Origin of the sequence: Aliicoccus persicus, from assembly GCF_900110815.1 — a bacterium.
Classification (GTDB): domain Bacteria; phylum Bacillota; class Bacilli; order Staphylococcales; family Salinicoccaceae; genus Aliicoccus; species Aliicoccus persicus.
The window spans coordinates 92,489-107,121 of the sequence record NZ_FOIT01000003.1 but is presented as its reverse complement, the minus strand read 5'-3'; the positions used below and the strand labels follow the sequence as shown (position 1 = coordinate 107,121).

Annotated in this window: 15 protein-coding genes and 1 tRNA gene; 2 read left to right on the top strand and 14 right to left on the bottom strand. The window is 40.5% G+C overall.

Annotation, left to right across the window (positions count from 1 at the left end; translation table 11 throughout):
* Positions 1 to 16 precede the first annotated feature (16 nt).
* The 14 genes from smpB to BMW30_RS05830 all read right to left on the bottom strand — a co-directional run bounded on the left by smpB (position 17) and on the right by BMW30_RS05830 (position 12,674).
* Positions 17 to 481, bottom strand: coding sequence for an SsrA-binding protein SmpB (smpB, locus tag BMW30_RS05895; RefSeq protein WP_091474829.1), 465 nt, complete (start codon positions 479 to 481; stop codon positions 17 to 19).
* Between the two features lie 14 nt (positions 482 to 495).
* Positions 496 to 2,808, bottom strand: a complete 2,313-nt coding sequence (rnr, locus tag BMW30_RS05890) for a ribonuclease R (protein WP_091474827.1) — start codon at positions 2,806 to 2,808, stop codon at positions 496 to 498.
* A 13-nt stretch (positions 2,809 to 2,821) separates the two neighbouring features.
* Positions 2,822 to 3,556 (bottom strand): alpha/beta hydrolase, encoded by a 735-nt coding sequence (locus BMW30_RS05885; RefSeq protein WP_091474825.1) that lies wholly within the window; start codon positions 3,554 to 3,556, stop codon positions 2,822 to 2,824.
* A gap of 133 nt (positions 3,557 to 3,689) precedes the next feature.
* Positions 3,690 to 3,920: a preprotein translocase subunit SecG gene (gene secG, locus BMW30_RS05880; RefSeq protein WP_091474823.1), complete on the bottom strand. Its 231-nt coding sequence runs from the start codon at positions 3,918 to 3,920 to the stop codon at positions 3,690 to 3,692.
* A 108-nt stretch (positions 3,921 to 4,028) separates the two neighbouring features.
* Entirely contained in the window at positions 4,029 to 5,327 is a 1,299-nt protein-coding gene (gene eno / locus BMW30_RS05875; RefSeq protein WP_091474820.1) for a phosphopyruvate hydratase, read from the bottom strand.
* A 38-nt stretch (positions 5,328 to 5,365) separates the two neighbouring features.
* Complete coding sequence (gene gpmI / locus BMW30_RS05870) at positions 5,366 to 6,886, bottom strand: 2,3-bisphosphoglycerate-independent phosphoglycerate mutase (RefSeq protein WP_091474817.1); 1,521 nt, start codon at positions 6,884 to 6,886, stop codon at positions 5,366 to 5,368.
* On the bottom strand, positions 6,879 to 7,637 hold the full coding sequence (gene tpiA / locus BMW30_RS05865; protein WP_091474815.1) for a triose-phosphate isomerase: 759 nt from the start codon (positions 7,635 to 7,637) through the stop codon (positions 6,879 to 6,881). Before tpiA ends, gpmI begins: the two co-directional genes overlap by 8 nt.
* Before the next feature lie 19 nt (positions 7,638 to 7,656).
* Positions 7,657 to 8,844, bottom strand: a complete 1,188-nt coding sequence (locus BMW30_RS05860; RefSeq protein WP_091474813.1) for a phosphoglycerate kinase — start codon at positions 8,842 to 8,844, stop codon at positions 7,657 to 7,659.
* Positions 8,845 to 8,942: 98 nt separating this feature from the next.
* Positions 8,943 to 9,950 carry a type I glyceraldehyde-3-phosphate dehydrogenase gene (gene gap / locus BMW30_RS05855; RefSeq protein WP_091474811.1) on the bottom strand — a complete coding sequence of 336 codons (1,008 nt, stop codon included), beginning with the start codon at positions 9,948 to 9,950 and terminating at the stop codon, positions 8,943 to 8,945.
* Positions 9,951 to 10,979: a sugar-binding transcriptional regulator gene (locus BMW30_RS05850; RefSeq protein ID WP_091474809.1), complete on the bottom strand. Its 1,029-nt coding sequence runs from the start codon at positions 10,977 to 10,979 to the stop codon at positions 9,951 to 9,953.
* Between the two features lie 99 nt (positions 10,980 to 11,078).
* Complete coding sequence (locus BMW30_RS05845) at positions 11,079 to 11,321, bottom strand: glutaredoxin family protein (protein WP_281242144.1); 243 nt, start codon at positions 11,319 to 11,321, stop codon at positions 11,079 to 11,081.
* On the bottom strand, positions 11,318 to 11,764 hold the full coding sequence (locus BMW30_RS05840) for a threonine/serine exporter family protein (protein WP_091474805.1): 447 nt from the start codon (positions 11,762 to 11,764) through the stop codon (positions 11,318 to 11,320). Before BMW30_RS05840 ends, BMW30_RS05845 begins: the two co-directional genes overlap by 4 nt.
* Positions 11,765 to 11,777: 13 nt before the next feature.
* Positions 11,778 to 12,569 (bottom strand): threonine/serine exporter family protein, encoded by a 792-nt coding sequence (locus BMW30_RS05835; protein WP_091474803.1) that lies wholly within the window; start codon positions 12,567 to 12,569, stop codon positions 11,778 to 11,780.
* 33 nt (positions 12,570 to 12,602) lie between these two features.
* Positions 12,603 to 12,674, bottom strand: a tRNA-Arg gene (locus BMW30_RS05830).
* Positions 12,675 to 12,839: 165 nt separating this feature from the next.
* Between BMW30_RS05830 and clpP the strand changes: the two genes are divergently transcribed.
* Both clpP and BMW30_RS05820 read left to right on the top strand, forming a co-directional pair.
* Positions 12,840 to 13,433, top strand: coding sequence for an ATP-dependent Clp endopeptidase proteolytic subunit ClpP (gene clpP / locus BMW30_RS05825; RefSeq protein ID WP_091474802.1), 594 nt, complete (start codon positions 12,840 to 12,842; stop codon positions 13,431 to 13,433).
* Positions 13,434 to 13,540: 107 nt separating this feature from the next.
* Positions 13,541 to 14,455 (top strand): TIGR01777 family oxidoreductase, encoded by a 915-nt coding sequence (locus BMW30_RS05820; protein ID WP_091474800.1) that lies wholly within the window; start codon positions 13,541 to 13,543, stop codon positions 14,453 to 14,455.
* Positions 14,456 to 14,633 lie beyond the last annotated feature (178 nt).

The following is a 14,633-nucleotide window of genomic DNA, read 5'->3' as shown; positions in this document are numbered from 1 at the left end:
ATCAATTTAGATACGTTTATTGGTTATATGACTTGATCGCTCTCGCCATATCACGCTTCACTTGTTTTTCTTTAATCGCTTGACGTTTATCGTGTTTTTTCTTACCGGTAGCAATGCCAAGTAACATTTTACACACGCCGTTTTTAATATACAATTTTAACGGAATGACTGCAGTACCTGGGTCTTTTAAAATTCCATACAATCGGTCGATCTCTTTGCGATGTAATAATAGCTTACGCGTGCGGAGTGGATCTGTGTTATAGCGATTGCCTTCCTCATACGGGGCGATGTGCATGTTGTACACATACATTTCACCTTTGTAAACACGTGCATACGCATCGGCAATATTCGCCGATCCTCGCCTAATGGATTTTATCTCTGTTCCTGTGAGCACAAGCCCCGCTTCAATCGTGTCATCGATCGTATAGTCATATCTGGCTTTTCTATTCTGTGCTAAAGGCTTATTTTTTTGTTGATTCATAGGTTATCTTCCTCTTACTTTTTCTTACGTCTTTGCTCTTTTTTGGCAACTTTCGTATAGAACGGTGCGCGTCCTTTTTCATTCGTTACTATTGGACCATTGGTCTTTTTCTTTCTTGAACGTGTCTTTTCTTTTTTGTTCGAAGTGTCTCTTGATTTGATGTTAATCGGCTTTCTCACTCTTGAGCGTTCTTCTCTCTTCGGCATGCCAACGAATTTAAAGTCGATAGAGCGATCGTCTGTATTCGCATCAAGTACTTCAACTTCAACAGGATCTCCAATTCGATAAACTGCTCCAGCATTATCACCAATCATCGCCATGGCGCGTTCATTGAACTGATAATGATCGTCGGTCATATTCGTCACGTGTACAAGTCCCTCGATCGTATTCGGCAATTCCACAAATACGCCAAAGTTCATCACGCCTGAAATCACACCTTCAAATACTTCACCGATATGTTGTTTCATATACTCTGCTTTTTTCAGATCAACTGTGTCCCGCTCAGCATCTTGTGCACGTCGTTCTCTTTTCGAAGTATGATCTGCAATATCTGGCAGCTCATTGTCAATTCGAGATATCGTTTTCGCATCGGTCTTACCTTCGATTAAGTACGTACGAATCAAGCGGTGTACGACTAAGTCTGGGTAACGACGAATCGGTGAAGTGAAGTGTGTGTAAAAATCTGTCGATAGTCCGAAGTGGCCGAGGCTCTCTTCAGAATATCTTGCCTGTTGCATTGAGCGTAGCATCAACGTGTTGATGACAAGCTCTTCTGGCATATCTTTCACCTGGTCGATAATTTGTTGCAACGCTCTCGGGTGAACATCGTTCGACTTACCTTTCACCATGATTCCGAAGTTTGTTAAAAATTCATAGAAGCGCTGTAACTTCTCTTCTTTCGGATCTTCGTGGACACGATACAGGAATGGCACATCCATCCAGTGGAAATGTTCTGCCACAGTTTCGTTGGCAGCAAGCATGAATTCTTCTATCATCTTTTCTCCAACAGAACGGATACGTAATGCGATGTCTGATGGTGTTCCATCATCTTCCACGATAACTTTTGCTTCGTTGAAATCAAAGTCGATTGCGCCACGACGGGTACGTTTATTTCTAAAGATTTGTGCAAGTGCTTCGGCATCTTGTAACATCGGAAATACATCGCTATATTCATGAATCAATGTTTCGTCATTATCGTCGAGCATTTTATTGACGTCTTCATAAGTCATTCGACGATTTGAGTGAATCACCGATTCGAAAATGTCATGATTCACGACTTCCCCTTCTGAGTTCACTTCCATTCGACAGCTCAGTGTGAGACGGTCGACTTGTGGGTTTAATGAGCATATTCCATTCGACAGTCGGTGTGGAATCATCGGAATGACACGGTCGACTAAGTACACACTCGTTGCACGTTCATATGCTTCTTGGTCCATCGGTGAATCTTTTGTTACATAGTGAGACACATCGGCGATGCTGACTGTGAGTTCGTAGTTACCGTTATTTAATTTTTTCACAGCAACCGCATCGTCCAAATCTTTGGCGTCCGCACCATCAATCGTAACTGTAAATTCGTCTCTTAAGTCTCTGCGACCTTGAATTTCATCTTCTTGAATCGTTTCTGGTATACTCTCCGCATGTTCTAAAACTTCTTTTGGGAACTCAATCTCAATGCCATGCGCATAAATAATCGATAAGATATCAACGCCTGGATCATTTTTATGGCCAAGAATTTGGATGATATGTCCTTCAGGATTATCATCGTTATCCGGAAACTTCGTAATTTCTACTAACACCTTATGTCCGGTTACTGCCCCAAGGTTATTTTCTTTCGGGATAAAAATATCATCGCGATGTTTTTCTGAGTCGGGTAAGACAAAACCAAAGCTCTCGTTGTCTTGGTACGTACCAACGATGCGTGTTGTACCACGCGTTAAAATGCTCGTTATACGGCCGTCTTGATTATCACCTGTCGTTTCTTTACGAACTTCAACAAGTACGATATCGCCATCCATTGCACCGTTGATTTCTGTCGGAGGGATGAAAATATCCTGAAGTTCACGATCCTCAGGGCGCAAGAATCCGAATCCTCGCTTGTTCATTGACAAAGTACCTTTAACGAGATTCGTCTGTTCGACTTTCATAAATTTATCTTTTTTTGTTTTAAATAAAACACCGGCTTCTTCCAAACCAACAATCTCTTTAACCATCTCTTTAAAGTCATCTGAATCTTGGATATCGAGCTGCGCTTGAAAGTCCTCAATTTTGAGTGGTTTATAATCATCTTTGTTAATGATGTTTTGGATATCTTCAGTAAATTTTGCCATAGTATCCTCCCTATTACTGCTGTTCATGAATAAACGCTAACAGCCGCTCAAACAATTCTTGTTTTTCAACATCTATCGTCGGTACATGCCCACTCTTTTCAAGCCACATCAGATCTTTATCGTCGGATGAGATATTGTCGTAAATAATATTTCCTGACTCTGGATTGATCACTGGATCATGTTTTGATTGGACGACGAGTACCGAGTCATAGACGTCTTCCAATCGGTCCTTCGTATGTTGAATTACTTCTCTTATTTCATCAAACACATTCGTTTTTTCGTAAGTTGATATTTCGTTTTCTATCGTTTCTTCGTCTTTGCCTTCAAGTTTTTTAAACGTTCTCGCGTACGTTTTAAAGCTTTCAAAGAGTTCTACATCTTCTTTTAAAAACATCGGTGAACAAATCGTCGATACACCTGCTACTCCTTTTTCAGCAGCAAGTCTCAATGCATAAACACCGCCGAGTGATACACCAAACACATAAATTGTGTCGAATCCTTTTTCTTTGAGTGACTCGTAACTTTCAACAACTTGAGACCACCACACATGTGGGGATGCATTTAATATGTTTTTGGGATCTTCAGCATGACCTTCATAATGTGGCGCCATCGATGTAATATTTTGCTTCTCTAAGAATCGGCCAAGCTGTCTTACATCTGATGAATTTCCTGTAAATCCATGCAATAAAAGTACCGCAAAATCTGCTTCTCCTTCGAAGTAAAACGGTTTTGGTAGTTGTATCTTCATCTCTTTACCCTACTTTCATCTCTTTAAATTAATTCTACATGAAAAAGTCGAATAAAAATAGCGCACAGAATCATCATGATTCCGTACGCTATAAAATCCCGTTCAATACAATTTTGAATATTCTATTGATTCATTAATATATATAAGTAATTAACATTAACAATCCGAAAAACATGATTGATAATAAAATAGTCACTCGGTGTAGCATCAAGTCCATACCACGTGCTTTTTGTTTACCGAATAATTGCTCAGCGCCACCGCTGATCGCACCGGATAAACCTGCACTCTTACCTGATTGAAGTAATACCACTGTGATTAATGATATCGAGATAATGATTAGTAAAATGATTAAAGTTGTGTTCATTAATGTAATCCCTCCGACGCTTAGTAACAGTGATATTATAGCAATATATAACGGCGTTATCAATAAGTAACGCATATTGTAATGCAATTGAAATATACTTGAATTATTCTAGATTTCAATATTGAAGAATGCGTCTAGACCAAGGTATTTACCTGTTTCAAACAGCTCATCTTCAATGCGTAACAATTGGTTATACTTCGCTACACGGTCAGAACGTGATGGTGCACCTGTTTTAATTTGACCTGCATTGACAGCAACTGCAATATCTGCGATCGTCGTATCTTCAGTTTCACCTGAACGGTGCGATATAACAGACGTATAACCTGCACGCGCTGCCATTTCAATCGCTTCAAACGTCTCAGTCAACGTACCGATTTGGTTCACTTTAATTAAGATTGAGTTCGCAACACCCTCTTCGATACCGCGTGCAAGCTTCTCAGTGTTCGTCACGAATAGATCATCACCAACTAATTGCACTGAGTCACCAATCTTGTCCGTTAACAGTGCGTGACCTTCCCAATCATTTTCATCTAAACCATCTTCGATTGAAATAATCGGATACTTTTCAACTAAATCACTGTACCAGTTGACTAACTCTTCAGATGTCAGTGATTTACCTTCACCTTTAAGTTCATATTTACCTGTTTCAGCATCATAGAATTCGCTTGAAGCTGCATCCATCGCAAGCATGATATCTTCTCCAGGTACATAGCCAGCGCGTTCGATTGCAGTGATAATCGTCGATAACGCTTCTTCATTTGAACCAAGATTTGGTGCGAAACCACCCTCATCACCAACTGCTGTGCTCAAACCTTTTTCAGAGAGTACTTTCTTTAAATTATGGAATACTTCAGCTCCCATACGTAAAGATTCTTTAAATGTTTCCGCACTCACAGGCATAATCATGAATTCTTGAATGTCGACGTTATTATCGGCATGCTCTCCACCATTGATAATGTTCATCATCGGAACTGGTAATTGCGTAGCATTAAATCCACCAAGATATTTGTAAAGTGGTTGACCTAAGAAATCTGCTGCAGCTTTTGCAACAGCGATTGATACGCCTAAAATCGCATTCGCACCGAGTTTTTCTTTGTTCGGTGTACCATCTAATGCGCACATCATCATATCGATTGATACTTGCTCAAGCACACTAAAATCACCTTCAATAAGTTCCGGTGCAATTTCCTCATTCACATTATCAACAGCTTCTTGTACACCTTTACCAAGGAAACGCATGTCATCTCCATCACGTAGTTCTACTGCTTCATATTCACCAGTAGATGCACCTGATGGAACAAGCGCTCGACCAAACGCACCACTTTCAGTTAACACTTCAACTTCAATTGTCGGATTACCTCTTGAGTCTAATACTTCACGTGCATAAACATCTGTAATTAATGGCATGTTCGATCTCCTTTATGTGTTAAATTTTTACCCTTATATTATAACAGGGATTGACCTGTCATTTCATCTGGTTTCTTTATTCCCATTAATTCAAGCACCGTCGGTGCAATGTCGGCCAAACGACCAGGCCTTACAATTGCATTTTCCTTCGTTACGATGATTGGTACAGGGTTCGTCGTATGTGCAGTCATTGGCTCGCCATCCAGTGTGATGACTTCGTCACTGTTTCCGTGATCTGCTGTAATGACAGCTGTACCCCCTTGATTTACAATCTCATCAACGATTTCACCGAGGCATTCGTCCACCGCTTCGATCGCTTTAATCGTCGGTTCCAGCATACCGCTATGACCAACCATATCCGGATTCGCAAAGTTTAGAATGACTAAGTCCAGATCCTTCTTCGAAAGTTCTTCCAGACATTTATCCTTCACTTCGTATGCACTCATCTCTGGTTTCAAATCATAGGTAGCAACTTTCGGTGAATCGACTAAAATACGCCGCTCACCATCAAACGCTTTTCGCTGCCCACCACTCATAAAGTATGTCACGTGAGGATATTTTTCAGTTTCAGCGATGCGTAGCTGTTTCTTGTCTTCATTCGCAACGACTTCACCAATCGTATTAATAATGTCTTCTTTTTCAAAAACGACATTTGCACGTACATCGTCACTATATTTCGTAAATGTAACAAAATGAATATCTGGATAACGACGGTCCATTTTAAATCCTATGAATGAATCATTTGTATATACTTCCGATAATTGCGCTGCACGATCTGGTCTAAAATTAAAGAAAATCATCGCATCGTGTGGTTCTACACCGTTGCCGTGCTTACCGTCGTGACCTTTAATGACAAACGGTTCGACAAATTCATCAAAAATTCCCTTTTCATAACTTGCCTCTACACCTACACGTGCACTGTCGAACACTGGGCCGTCTCCGTTTGATATTACATCGTAGGTTAACTGTTCACGTTCCCAGCGCTTATCTCGGTCCATGGCATAGAATCGTCCGCTGATCGTTGCGAATTCACCGATACCAATCTCTTTAAATTGTTTCTCCGTTTCATCGATATACTTAAGCGCTGAATCTTGTGTGACATCTCTACCATCTAAAAATGCATGCACAAACACACGACTGACACCATGTTCTTTTGCGAGCTTTAAAATTGCGAATAAATGATTGTAATGTGAATGGACACCACCATCGCTTAACAGCCCCATCACATGGAGTGCAGAATCACGTGTGATGCAATGTTTCATCGTCTCGATGAGCACTTCATTATCAAAGAAGTCGCCGTCTTCAATCGACTTGTTGATACGTGTTAAACTCTGATAAACGACCCGACCTGCACCGATGTTTAAATGACCCACTTCAGAGTTTCCCATCTGCCCTTCAGGAAGACCAACATCAAGTCCTGATGCGAGAAGCTCAGAATGTGGATATTGATTGTGATAACGATCGAAGTTCGGTTTATTTGCTTGTTTTACTGCGTTTCCTTTAACTTCATCTCGATTTGCAAAGCCATCAAGAATGATTAACCCCACCGGTTTACTCATTTAGAGCACCTGCCAATAGCATTTCAAATGAATCGGGCTTAAGTGCTGCACCACCAACAAGTGCACCGTCGATATGTTCACATGCCATGTATTCTTTAATATTTTCTGGTTTTACTGAACCACCATATTGAATGCGTACTTTTTCACTCACTGCTCCAGAGTATAGTGCAGCGACTTGCTTGCGAATAACGCCACACATTTCATTTGCATCAGCACTTGTTGCAGATTTTCCTGTGCCGATTGCCCATATTGGTTCATAAGCGATAACCGTTGCTTTCACCTGTTCGGCTGTCAGTCCTTCAAGTCCTAACTTCACTTGAGATTCAACAACTTCAGCTGCTTTACCAGCTTCACGCTCTTTATCGCTCTCTCCGACACAGACGATTGGTACGAGATTATTTTTATGCGCTTGTTTCGTCTTTAAGTTCACTGTCTCATCTGTTTCATTGAAATATTGACGACGCTCAGAATGACCAATGATGACATGTTTTACACCGATGTTCGTCAACATCTCAGCAGACACTTCACCTGTATATGCGCCAGCATCTTCAAAGTGCATATTTTGAGCGCCGATGTTTATTTGTGATGATTGTGTCTTGTCGACGAGTTCTTTTAATTGAATGAATGGTGCACATATTGCACTCTCTACCTCATCATTACTTGGTACGTTTGATAATGCATCGATGAATTCAACCGCTTCATCGAATGTTTTATTCATCTTCCAGTTTCCTGCAATAAATGGTTTTCTCATATCAATTACTCCCTTACCGTTATTTATCTGAAATTGCCTCGAGTCCTGGTAATGCTTTACCTTCTAAATATTCGAGTGACGCACCGCCACCTGTTGAAATATGCGAGAACTGATCCGCGAATCCTAAATCATGTGCAGCGGCTGCTGAATCGCCACCACCGATAATGGTCGTCGCATCTTTGAGTGCTGCAATTGACTCACACACACCGATCGTTCCGTGTGCAAAGTTCTTCATTTCGAATACACCCATCGGCCCATTCCAAACAACTGTTTTAGCACCATCTAATGTTTCTTTGAACAACGCCACAGTTTCAGGCCCCACATCTAACCCCATCATGTTTTCAGGAATTTCATCTATTTTTACAGTCTTGTGGTCGGCATCATCTTTAAATTCTGATGCAACGACTGCATCAACTGGTAATACGAGTTTGCCAGCGCCCTTTTTTAACAATGACTTCGCGAGGTCCACTTTATCTTCTTCAAGTAGTGACGCCCCGATTTCATAGCCTTGTGCCTTTAAGAATGTGAACATCATACCGCCACCGATGAGTACTTTATCGGCTGTGTTCAAAAGGTTTTCAATGACTCCAATTTTGTCCGACACTTTTGCGCCACCTAAAATAGCAACGAATGGACGCTCTGGATTATCCACGGCGCCACCGATAAAGTCGATTTCTTTCTTCATTAAAAATCCAGATACTGTTTCTAGGTGAGCTGAGATTCCGACGTTTGAAGCATGTGTTCTATGTGCTGTACCGAATGCGTCATTAACGAATACATCGCCGAGAGATGCCCAATATTTGCCGAGTTCAGGGTCATTACTGCTTTCTTTTTTACCGTCTAGATCTTCGAATCGTGTGTTCTCAAACATGAGGATCTCACCATCGTTTAAGTCTGCTATTGCATCTTCGAGTTCTTCACCACGTGTTGCTTCAACGAACACAACATCAGTCGATAAAAGTTCGCTCAAACGATTGGCTACTGGACGCATCGATTTATCTTGTAAATCTTCCTCGGTTTTCACTTTTCCTAAGTGAGAGAATAGAATCAGTTTCCCACCTGCATCTAAAATGTGTTTAATTGTTGGTAAAGCTTCAACAATGCGATTGTCGTTCGTAATTTCACCGTTTTTCATCGGTACATTTAAGTCTGCTCTTAGCAATACTTTCCTGCTTGTTAATTCAACATCTGTCACACTTTTTTTCATGGGTATTTGACTCCTTTTTATTTTAATTTCTCCTCTCTAAGTATACATGAAACACATGAAAAAACGAGTGAGATTATAATCCCACTCGTCATCATTTTTTATTTATTTGTCGCCATGTGATTGAGCACTCTTAACATCTGTGTTGAGTAACCCATTTCGTTATCATACCAAGCAACGACACGTACAAGCTGTTTACCATCTACATCAATCACACGCGTTTGAGTCGCATCGAAAATTGATCCAGCTTTCGTGCTGATAATATCACTTGAGACGATTTCATCCTCATTGTAAGCATAAGAATCATTCTCACGTGATTTCATCACTTGATTTAATTCTTCAACTGATGTTGAGTTTGATAACGTCGCAGTAAGCTCTGTTAAAGAACCCGTCATAACTGGTACGCGCTGTGCACCACCATCAAGCTTACCGTTTAATTCTGGAATAACAATGCCAATCGCTTTCGCAGCACCCGTTGAGTTCGGTACGATATTTTCCGCTGCAGCACGTGCACGGCGGTAGTCTCCTTTTCTGTGTGGACCATCCAATGTGTTTTGGTCACCCGTATATGCATGAATCGTCGTCATCAAACCATTTTCAATACCGAATTCTTCATGCAATGCTTGTGCCATAGGTGCTAAACAGTTTGTTGTACAACTCGCCGCAGAAACGATTGTTTCCGTGCCATCTAATACACCTTCGTTCACACCGTACACAATTTGTTTAATACTTGAGTCTTTTGCTGGCGCAGAAATGAGCACGCGTTTGGCACCTGCTTCAATATGTTTGTTTGCACCTTCTTCTGATGTAAAAAATCCTGTACATTCAAGTACGATATCCACATCGAGTTCACCCCAAGGTAACTTCGTTGGGTCTTCTTCATTAAATGATTTGATTTCCTTACCATCGATTTTAAATCCGCCTTCGATGTTTTCAATTGTTCCTTTGTAAGGACCATGCGCAGTATCATATTTAAATAAGTGCGCTAAAAAGTCATCATCCGTTAAATCATTTACAGCTACGAGTTCTAACTCAGGAAAATCTTTCATTTCTCTTGCAACAATACGTCCAATACGTCCAAATCCATTAATCGCTACTTTTACCATAATTTATGGCCTCCTATTTTTCATTAAATATTCTCCGACTGCTTCATCAGTAATTAATACAGTATTCTTTGGTGCAATTTTTAAATACGTTTCAATTGCCTCTTGTTTGCTCGTTCCACCCGCAACAGCAAATACTTGTTTCTTTTGTGCCAAGTCTTCCATTTGTATACCGACAGTTTTTATACGATGAACAACATTTCCATGTTCATCAAAATAAAATCCAAACGCTTCTGTAACTGCCTTGTTGCGCTTTAAAATCTCCACTTCACCTTCAGGTGAATGGCGGCGTGATGCCATCGTAAATGGTTCCCCAATTCCGTGTATCACGAAATCAGATTGCTGATTCAACTGAATAATCTCTTTCACATCTGGTTCATGCATCAATGACTCAAGTGTTGATTTACTTAAGTAGTCCGGTGCATGCAATAATCGGTGCATTCCACCCGTTGCTTCTCCTAATGCACTAGCGATCGAGTTGGCCTGAAAGTGATTGCTCTCACCGAGTCCACCGCGCGCAGGAACAAACAGTAAATCTTTCACTGCTGGTTTTAAATAGTCACTGAGAGACGCCATCGTTGATCCACCTGTTACGGAAACAATTGCACCATCCGTTAACACGCGAGATAAAAGCTCCGCCGTCACCTTCGCCAATCCATCTTTTGTGGATTGATTGGCATCCGCATCACCAGAAATGACATAGAATCCTGCAATGTTGTAAATGCTTCTCAGTTGTCTGCCAAGTATTTCGTTCTCCGAAAGTGGTGCTAAAAATGTTTCGAGTTGTTCTGTTAAATGACTGTTCTCGTGAGTTAAAGTAATTCCTTTTTGTTCTACCTTGACGAGGTCAATCGATTGTAGATAATCTATTTCTTTGCGAATGAGACGTTCGGTTACGCCTGTCTTTTCAGACAAAGCACGCCTACCAATCGGCGCATGTGCTTTAACCTCTTTTAGAATCAAATACCTTCGATTGAGCTGTGTGATTAAATCAGGTGCAACACGATTTAACAACTTTAAATGTTCATATTTCATGCAACGCTCCTCCCTCGTGGGACAAATACGTCCCGATAGGGACAAAAAATAATCACACTCTTACTATACCATGAAATGGTTAGAGTGCAATCATTTTATTTAAATATTTTTCTCAACATATTCTAAAATCGTAACGAAATCAATCTGCCCATATTGAATGACTTTCCCTCTGTGTTCCACAACTGGTACTTCCAACATATACTTCTGTAGAAGTGCGTCAGACGTATCAATATCGATTTTCTCTACTATGACATCAGGATAGTCTTCCAGTGCCAGCGCAAGCTGTATTTCACCATCATCGCAATTCATACAATTGTTTCGCGTATAAAAATTTAGCTTCACGACCGTACCAACTTTCCTTTAATGCCGTAATAAACTTGATTCAATGTCTCGGCGAAGATAATTCCGATTGCGATTGCACCCGATACAAGTCCAACTTGGAAGATAAATTCAATCGCAAGCTGATAGTCATTCGTCACAATATGTCGCATGGCTTGATATGCGAGTCCACCTGGTACGAGCGGGATAATACCACAGACAATGAATACAATAACAGGCGTTTTTAGTCGACGTGCGAATAGGAGAGAGATAATCGTCAACACAAAACTGCCTAAAAACGCAGCAATTATATTTTGATCTATCGTGTTCATGACAACGGTATAAATAATCCACCCCACACCACCGGCTAACCCACAGTAGATGAGCACATTTTTCGGTGCATTAAACATAACACCAAATCCAATCGTCGCACCAAATGCCAATAAAAATTGCAGAATGTATTCCATATTATCCCTCCTTTTAAATGATAAAGACCACACCGACGCCGACACCAATTGCGACAGCAGTTAACATCGCTTCGATACCTTTCGTCGCTCCTGCCATCAAGTGTCCGCGAATCATCTCGCGCACTGCATTAGTAATCAGTACACCAGGTACAAGTGGCATGACACTTGCGATGATAATTGTGTTCAACATTTCTGTTAATGAAAACCCTATAGCTATATAAATCGTTGCGGTGATTGCAACATAGAATGATGCAAAAAACTCTGTAAAAAATTTTATCCGTGTGTAGCGCAGCATCGATTCGTTAATGAGTAACGCACCAGCGCCACCAATGAATGCGATGAGCATATCGCTCGGTACGCCGTTAAACATGATGAGAAACATGGCAGATGCCAATCCTGCAGCGATTATCATGATCCATAATGGTAACGACGGTGTTTCGTGTATTGTTTCTAAACGTTCAATGGCTTTTTTAATCGGCAATCCATTAGAAATTTCACGTGATAATCCATTGATTTCAATGACACGTGCCAAGTTATTAAAACGCTCATCAATTCTAACGGTTTGTGTTAGGGAGTAATCATTGATGGAGAAGATGATCACCGTTGGCGTCACGAAAACTTGCGTGTTTGCAATGCCGTAAGCCGATGCAATTCGCGTCATCGTATCTTCAATTCTGTACGTCTCTGCACCACTCTCTAACAATACTTTCCCAGCATTAATCGACACAAAAAAGACCGAACGCACGAAGGACTCACTATATTCTTCCTCGGCCCTCGGCACCTCGACCACTTCAACTTCATTCATACACTCACCGCCCTTTATGTAACTTTTGTTTAGCGTCTCCGGGGGGGATCGAACCCCCATCTCAAGAACCGGAATCTTACGTGTTATCCATTACACTACGGAGACAGATTTTTTTATAGCAAGTATAGAGTATCATATCACATGACAAGTTTGAAAACATTCGTAATAATATAGTTAAGAAGAGTCATTCGTATTTTTTGACCTTAATTGACTAATGTGTTTTAATATAGTCAGTACATTAAAGAAGATACATTTTTAAGGAGAGATATTATGAATTTAATACCTACAGTTATTGAACAAACTAACCGTGGTGAACGTGCATATGATATTTATTCAAGATTATTAAAAGATAGAATCATCATGATCGGTTCACCAATTGATGATAACGTTGCAAACTCTGTTGTCAGCCAATTGTTATTCCTACAAGCACAAGATGCGGATAAGGATATTTATCTTTACATTAATTCACCAGGCGGAAGCGTAACAGCTGGTATGGCAATTTACGATACAATTCAACACATCAAACCTGATGTTCAAACAATTGCAATCGGTCTCGCTGCTTCAATGGGGTCATTCCTACTTGCAGCAGGGACAAAAGGTAAACGTTTTGCATTACCGAATGCTGAAATTATGATTCACCAACCACTTGGTGGTGCGCAAGGTCAAGCCACAGAAATTGAAATTGCTGCAAAACACATTTTGAAAACACGTGAGAAATTAAATAAAATTCTTGCTGAGCGTACGGGTCAAAAATTGACTAAAATTGAAAAAGACACAGACCGTGACTTCTTCATGAGTGCAGAAGACGCGAAGAAATATGGTTTAATCGATGATGTAATGGAACCATCAGACTTAGAGAAATAGTTTAATAATGACCACAACACTTGATTTCCGGTGTTGTGGTTTTTTTATTTGTGTTGCTACACTTTTCTGAATTTTTAAATTATACTTGGATTGAAAGGAGGACACGAATGAATATACTCATCACAGGCGGCACAGGCATGGTCGGAACAGACCTTATTCAATCATTAAGCATAGATAATGACAATGTCTATGTGTTAACGCGACAAAAAGATAAAAAGAATTACGACAATGTGACTTTCGTGACATACAACCCCACACAACCCGATGATTTATCTTTTTGTGATCATCTACCTCAAGAGATTGATGCCATCTATAATTTAGCCGGTGCTTCATTGCAAAGACGATGGACTGATGATTATAAAAAACGCATCTTATCATCCCGAGTAAACGTGACGAAGATGCTGGTCGAAGCAATTGCTACGAATCGATTTAAAGTCGGCGTCCTCGTCAATGCGAGTGCAATTGGTTACTATCCACCGAGTACATCTATACATTTTGTTGAATCACATGCATTCGTACCACAAGATTTTTTATCAAGCGTGGTGACTGAATGGGAGAATACCGCCTTGCAAGCTAGAGCATATGGCGTGCGGGTCGTCTTTGCACGCTTTGGCCTAATTCTCGATAAAAACCGAGGCGCATTAAAGTTGATGTCATTGCCGTACAAATTTAAAGTTGGCGGTAAGATTGGCCAAGGCAACCAGTGGTATAGTTGGATACACATTGAAGACGTTGTGAATGGGTTGCTGTTTGTGTTCGCCAACTCTGATATTGAAGGGCCAGTAAACTTCACAGCACCAGAACCACTTCGCCAAAAAGATTTTTCTACGTATTTGAGCAGTACACTCGAGCAACCAGAGTTTTTTACAACACCAGAGTTTGTAATACGCTTTGCTTTGGGGGAAATGTCAACACTAGTATTAGATTCCCAATTTGTTTTACCAGAAGTATTGATAGAAAACGAATTTAAGTTTTTATATCCGTCGCTGGACGTTGCACTGGATAGAATTTATAAAGATTGATTATTTGATGAGTTTGGGACCATCTTTAGTAGGTGGTCTTTTTTTGTCAGGTTTTTTGGTGCTAGCATAAAGCTGTGGTCCCTCAAGTTTATGAGAAAGCACTTTGCGTAAAGCTGTGGTTCCTCATATTTATGAGAAAGCACTTTGCATAAAGCTGTGAGCCCTCAAGTTTATGAGA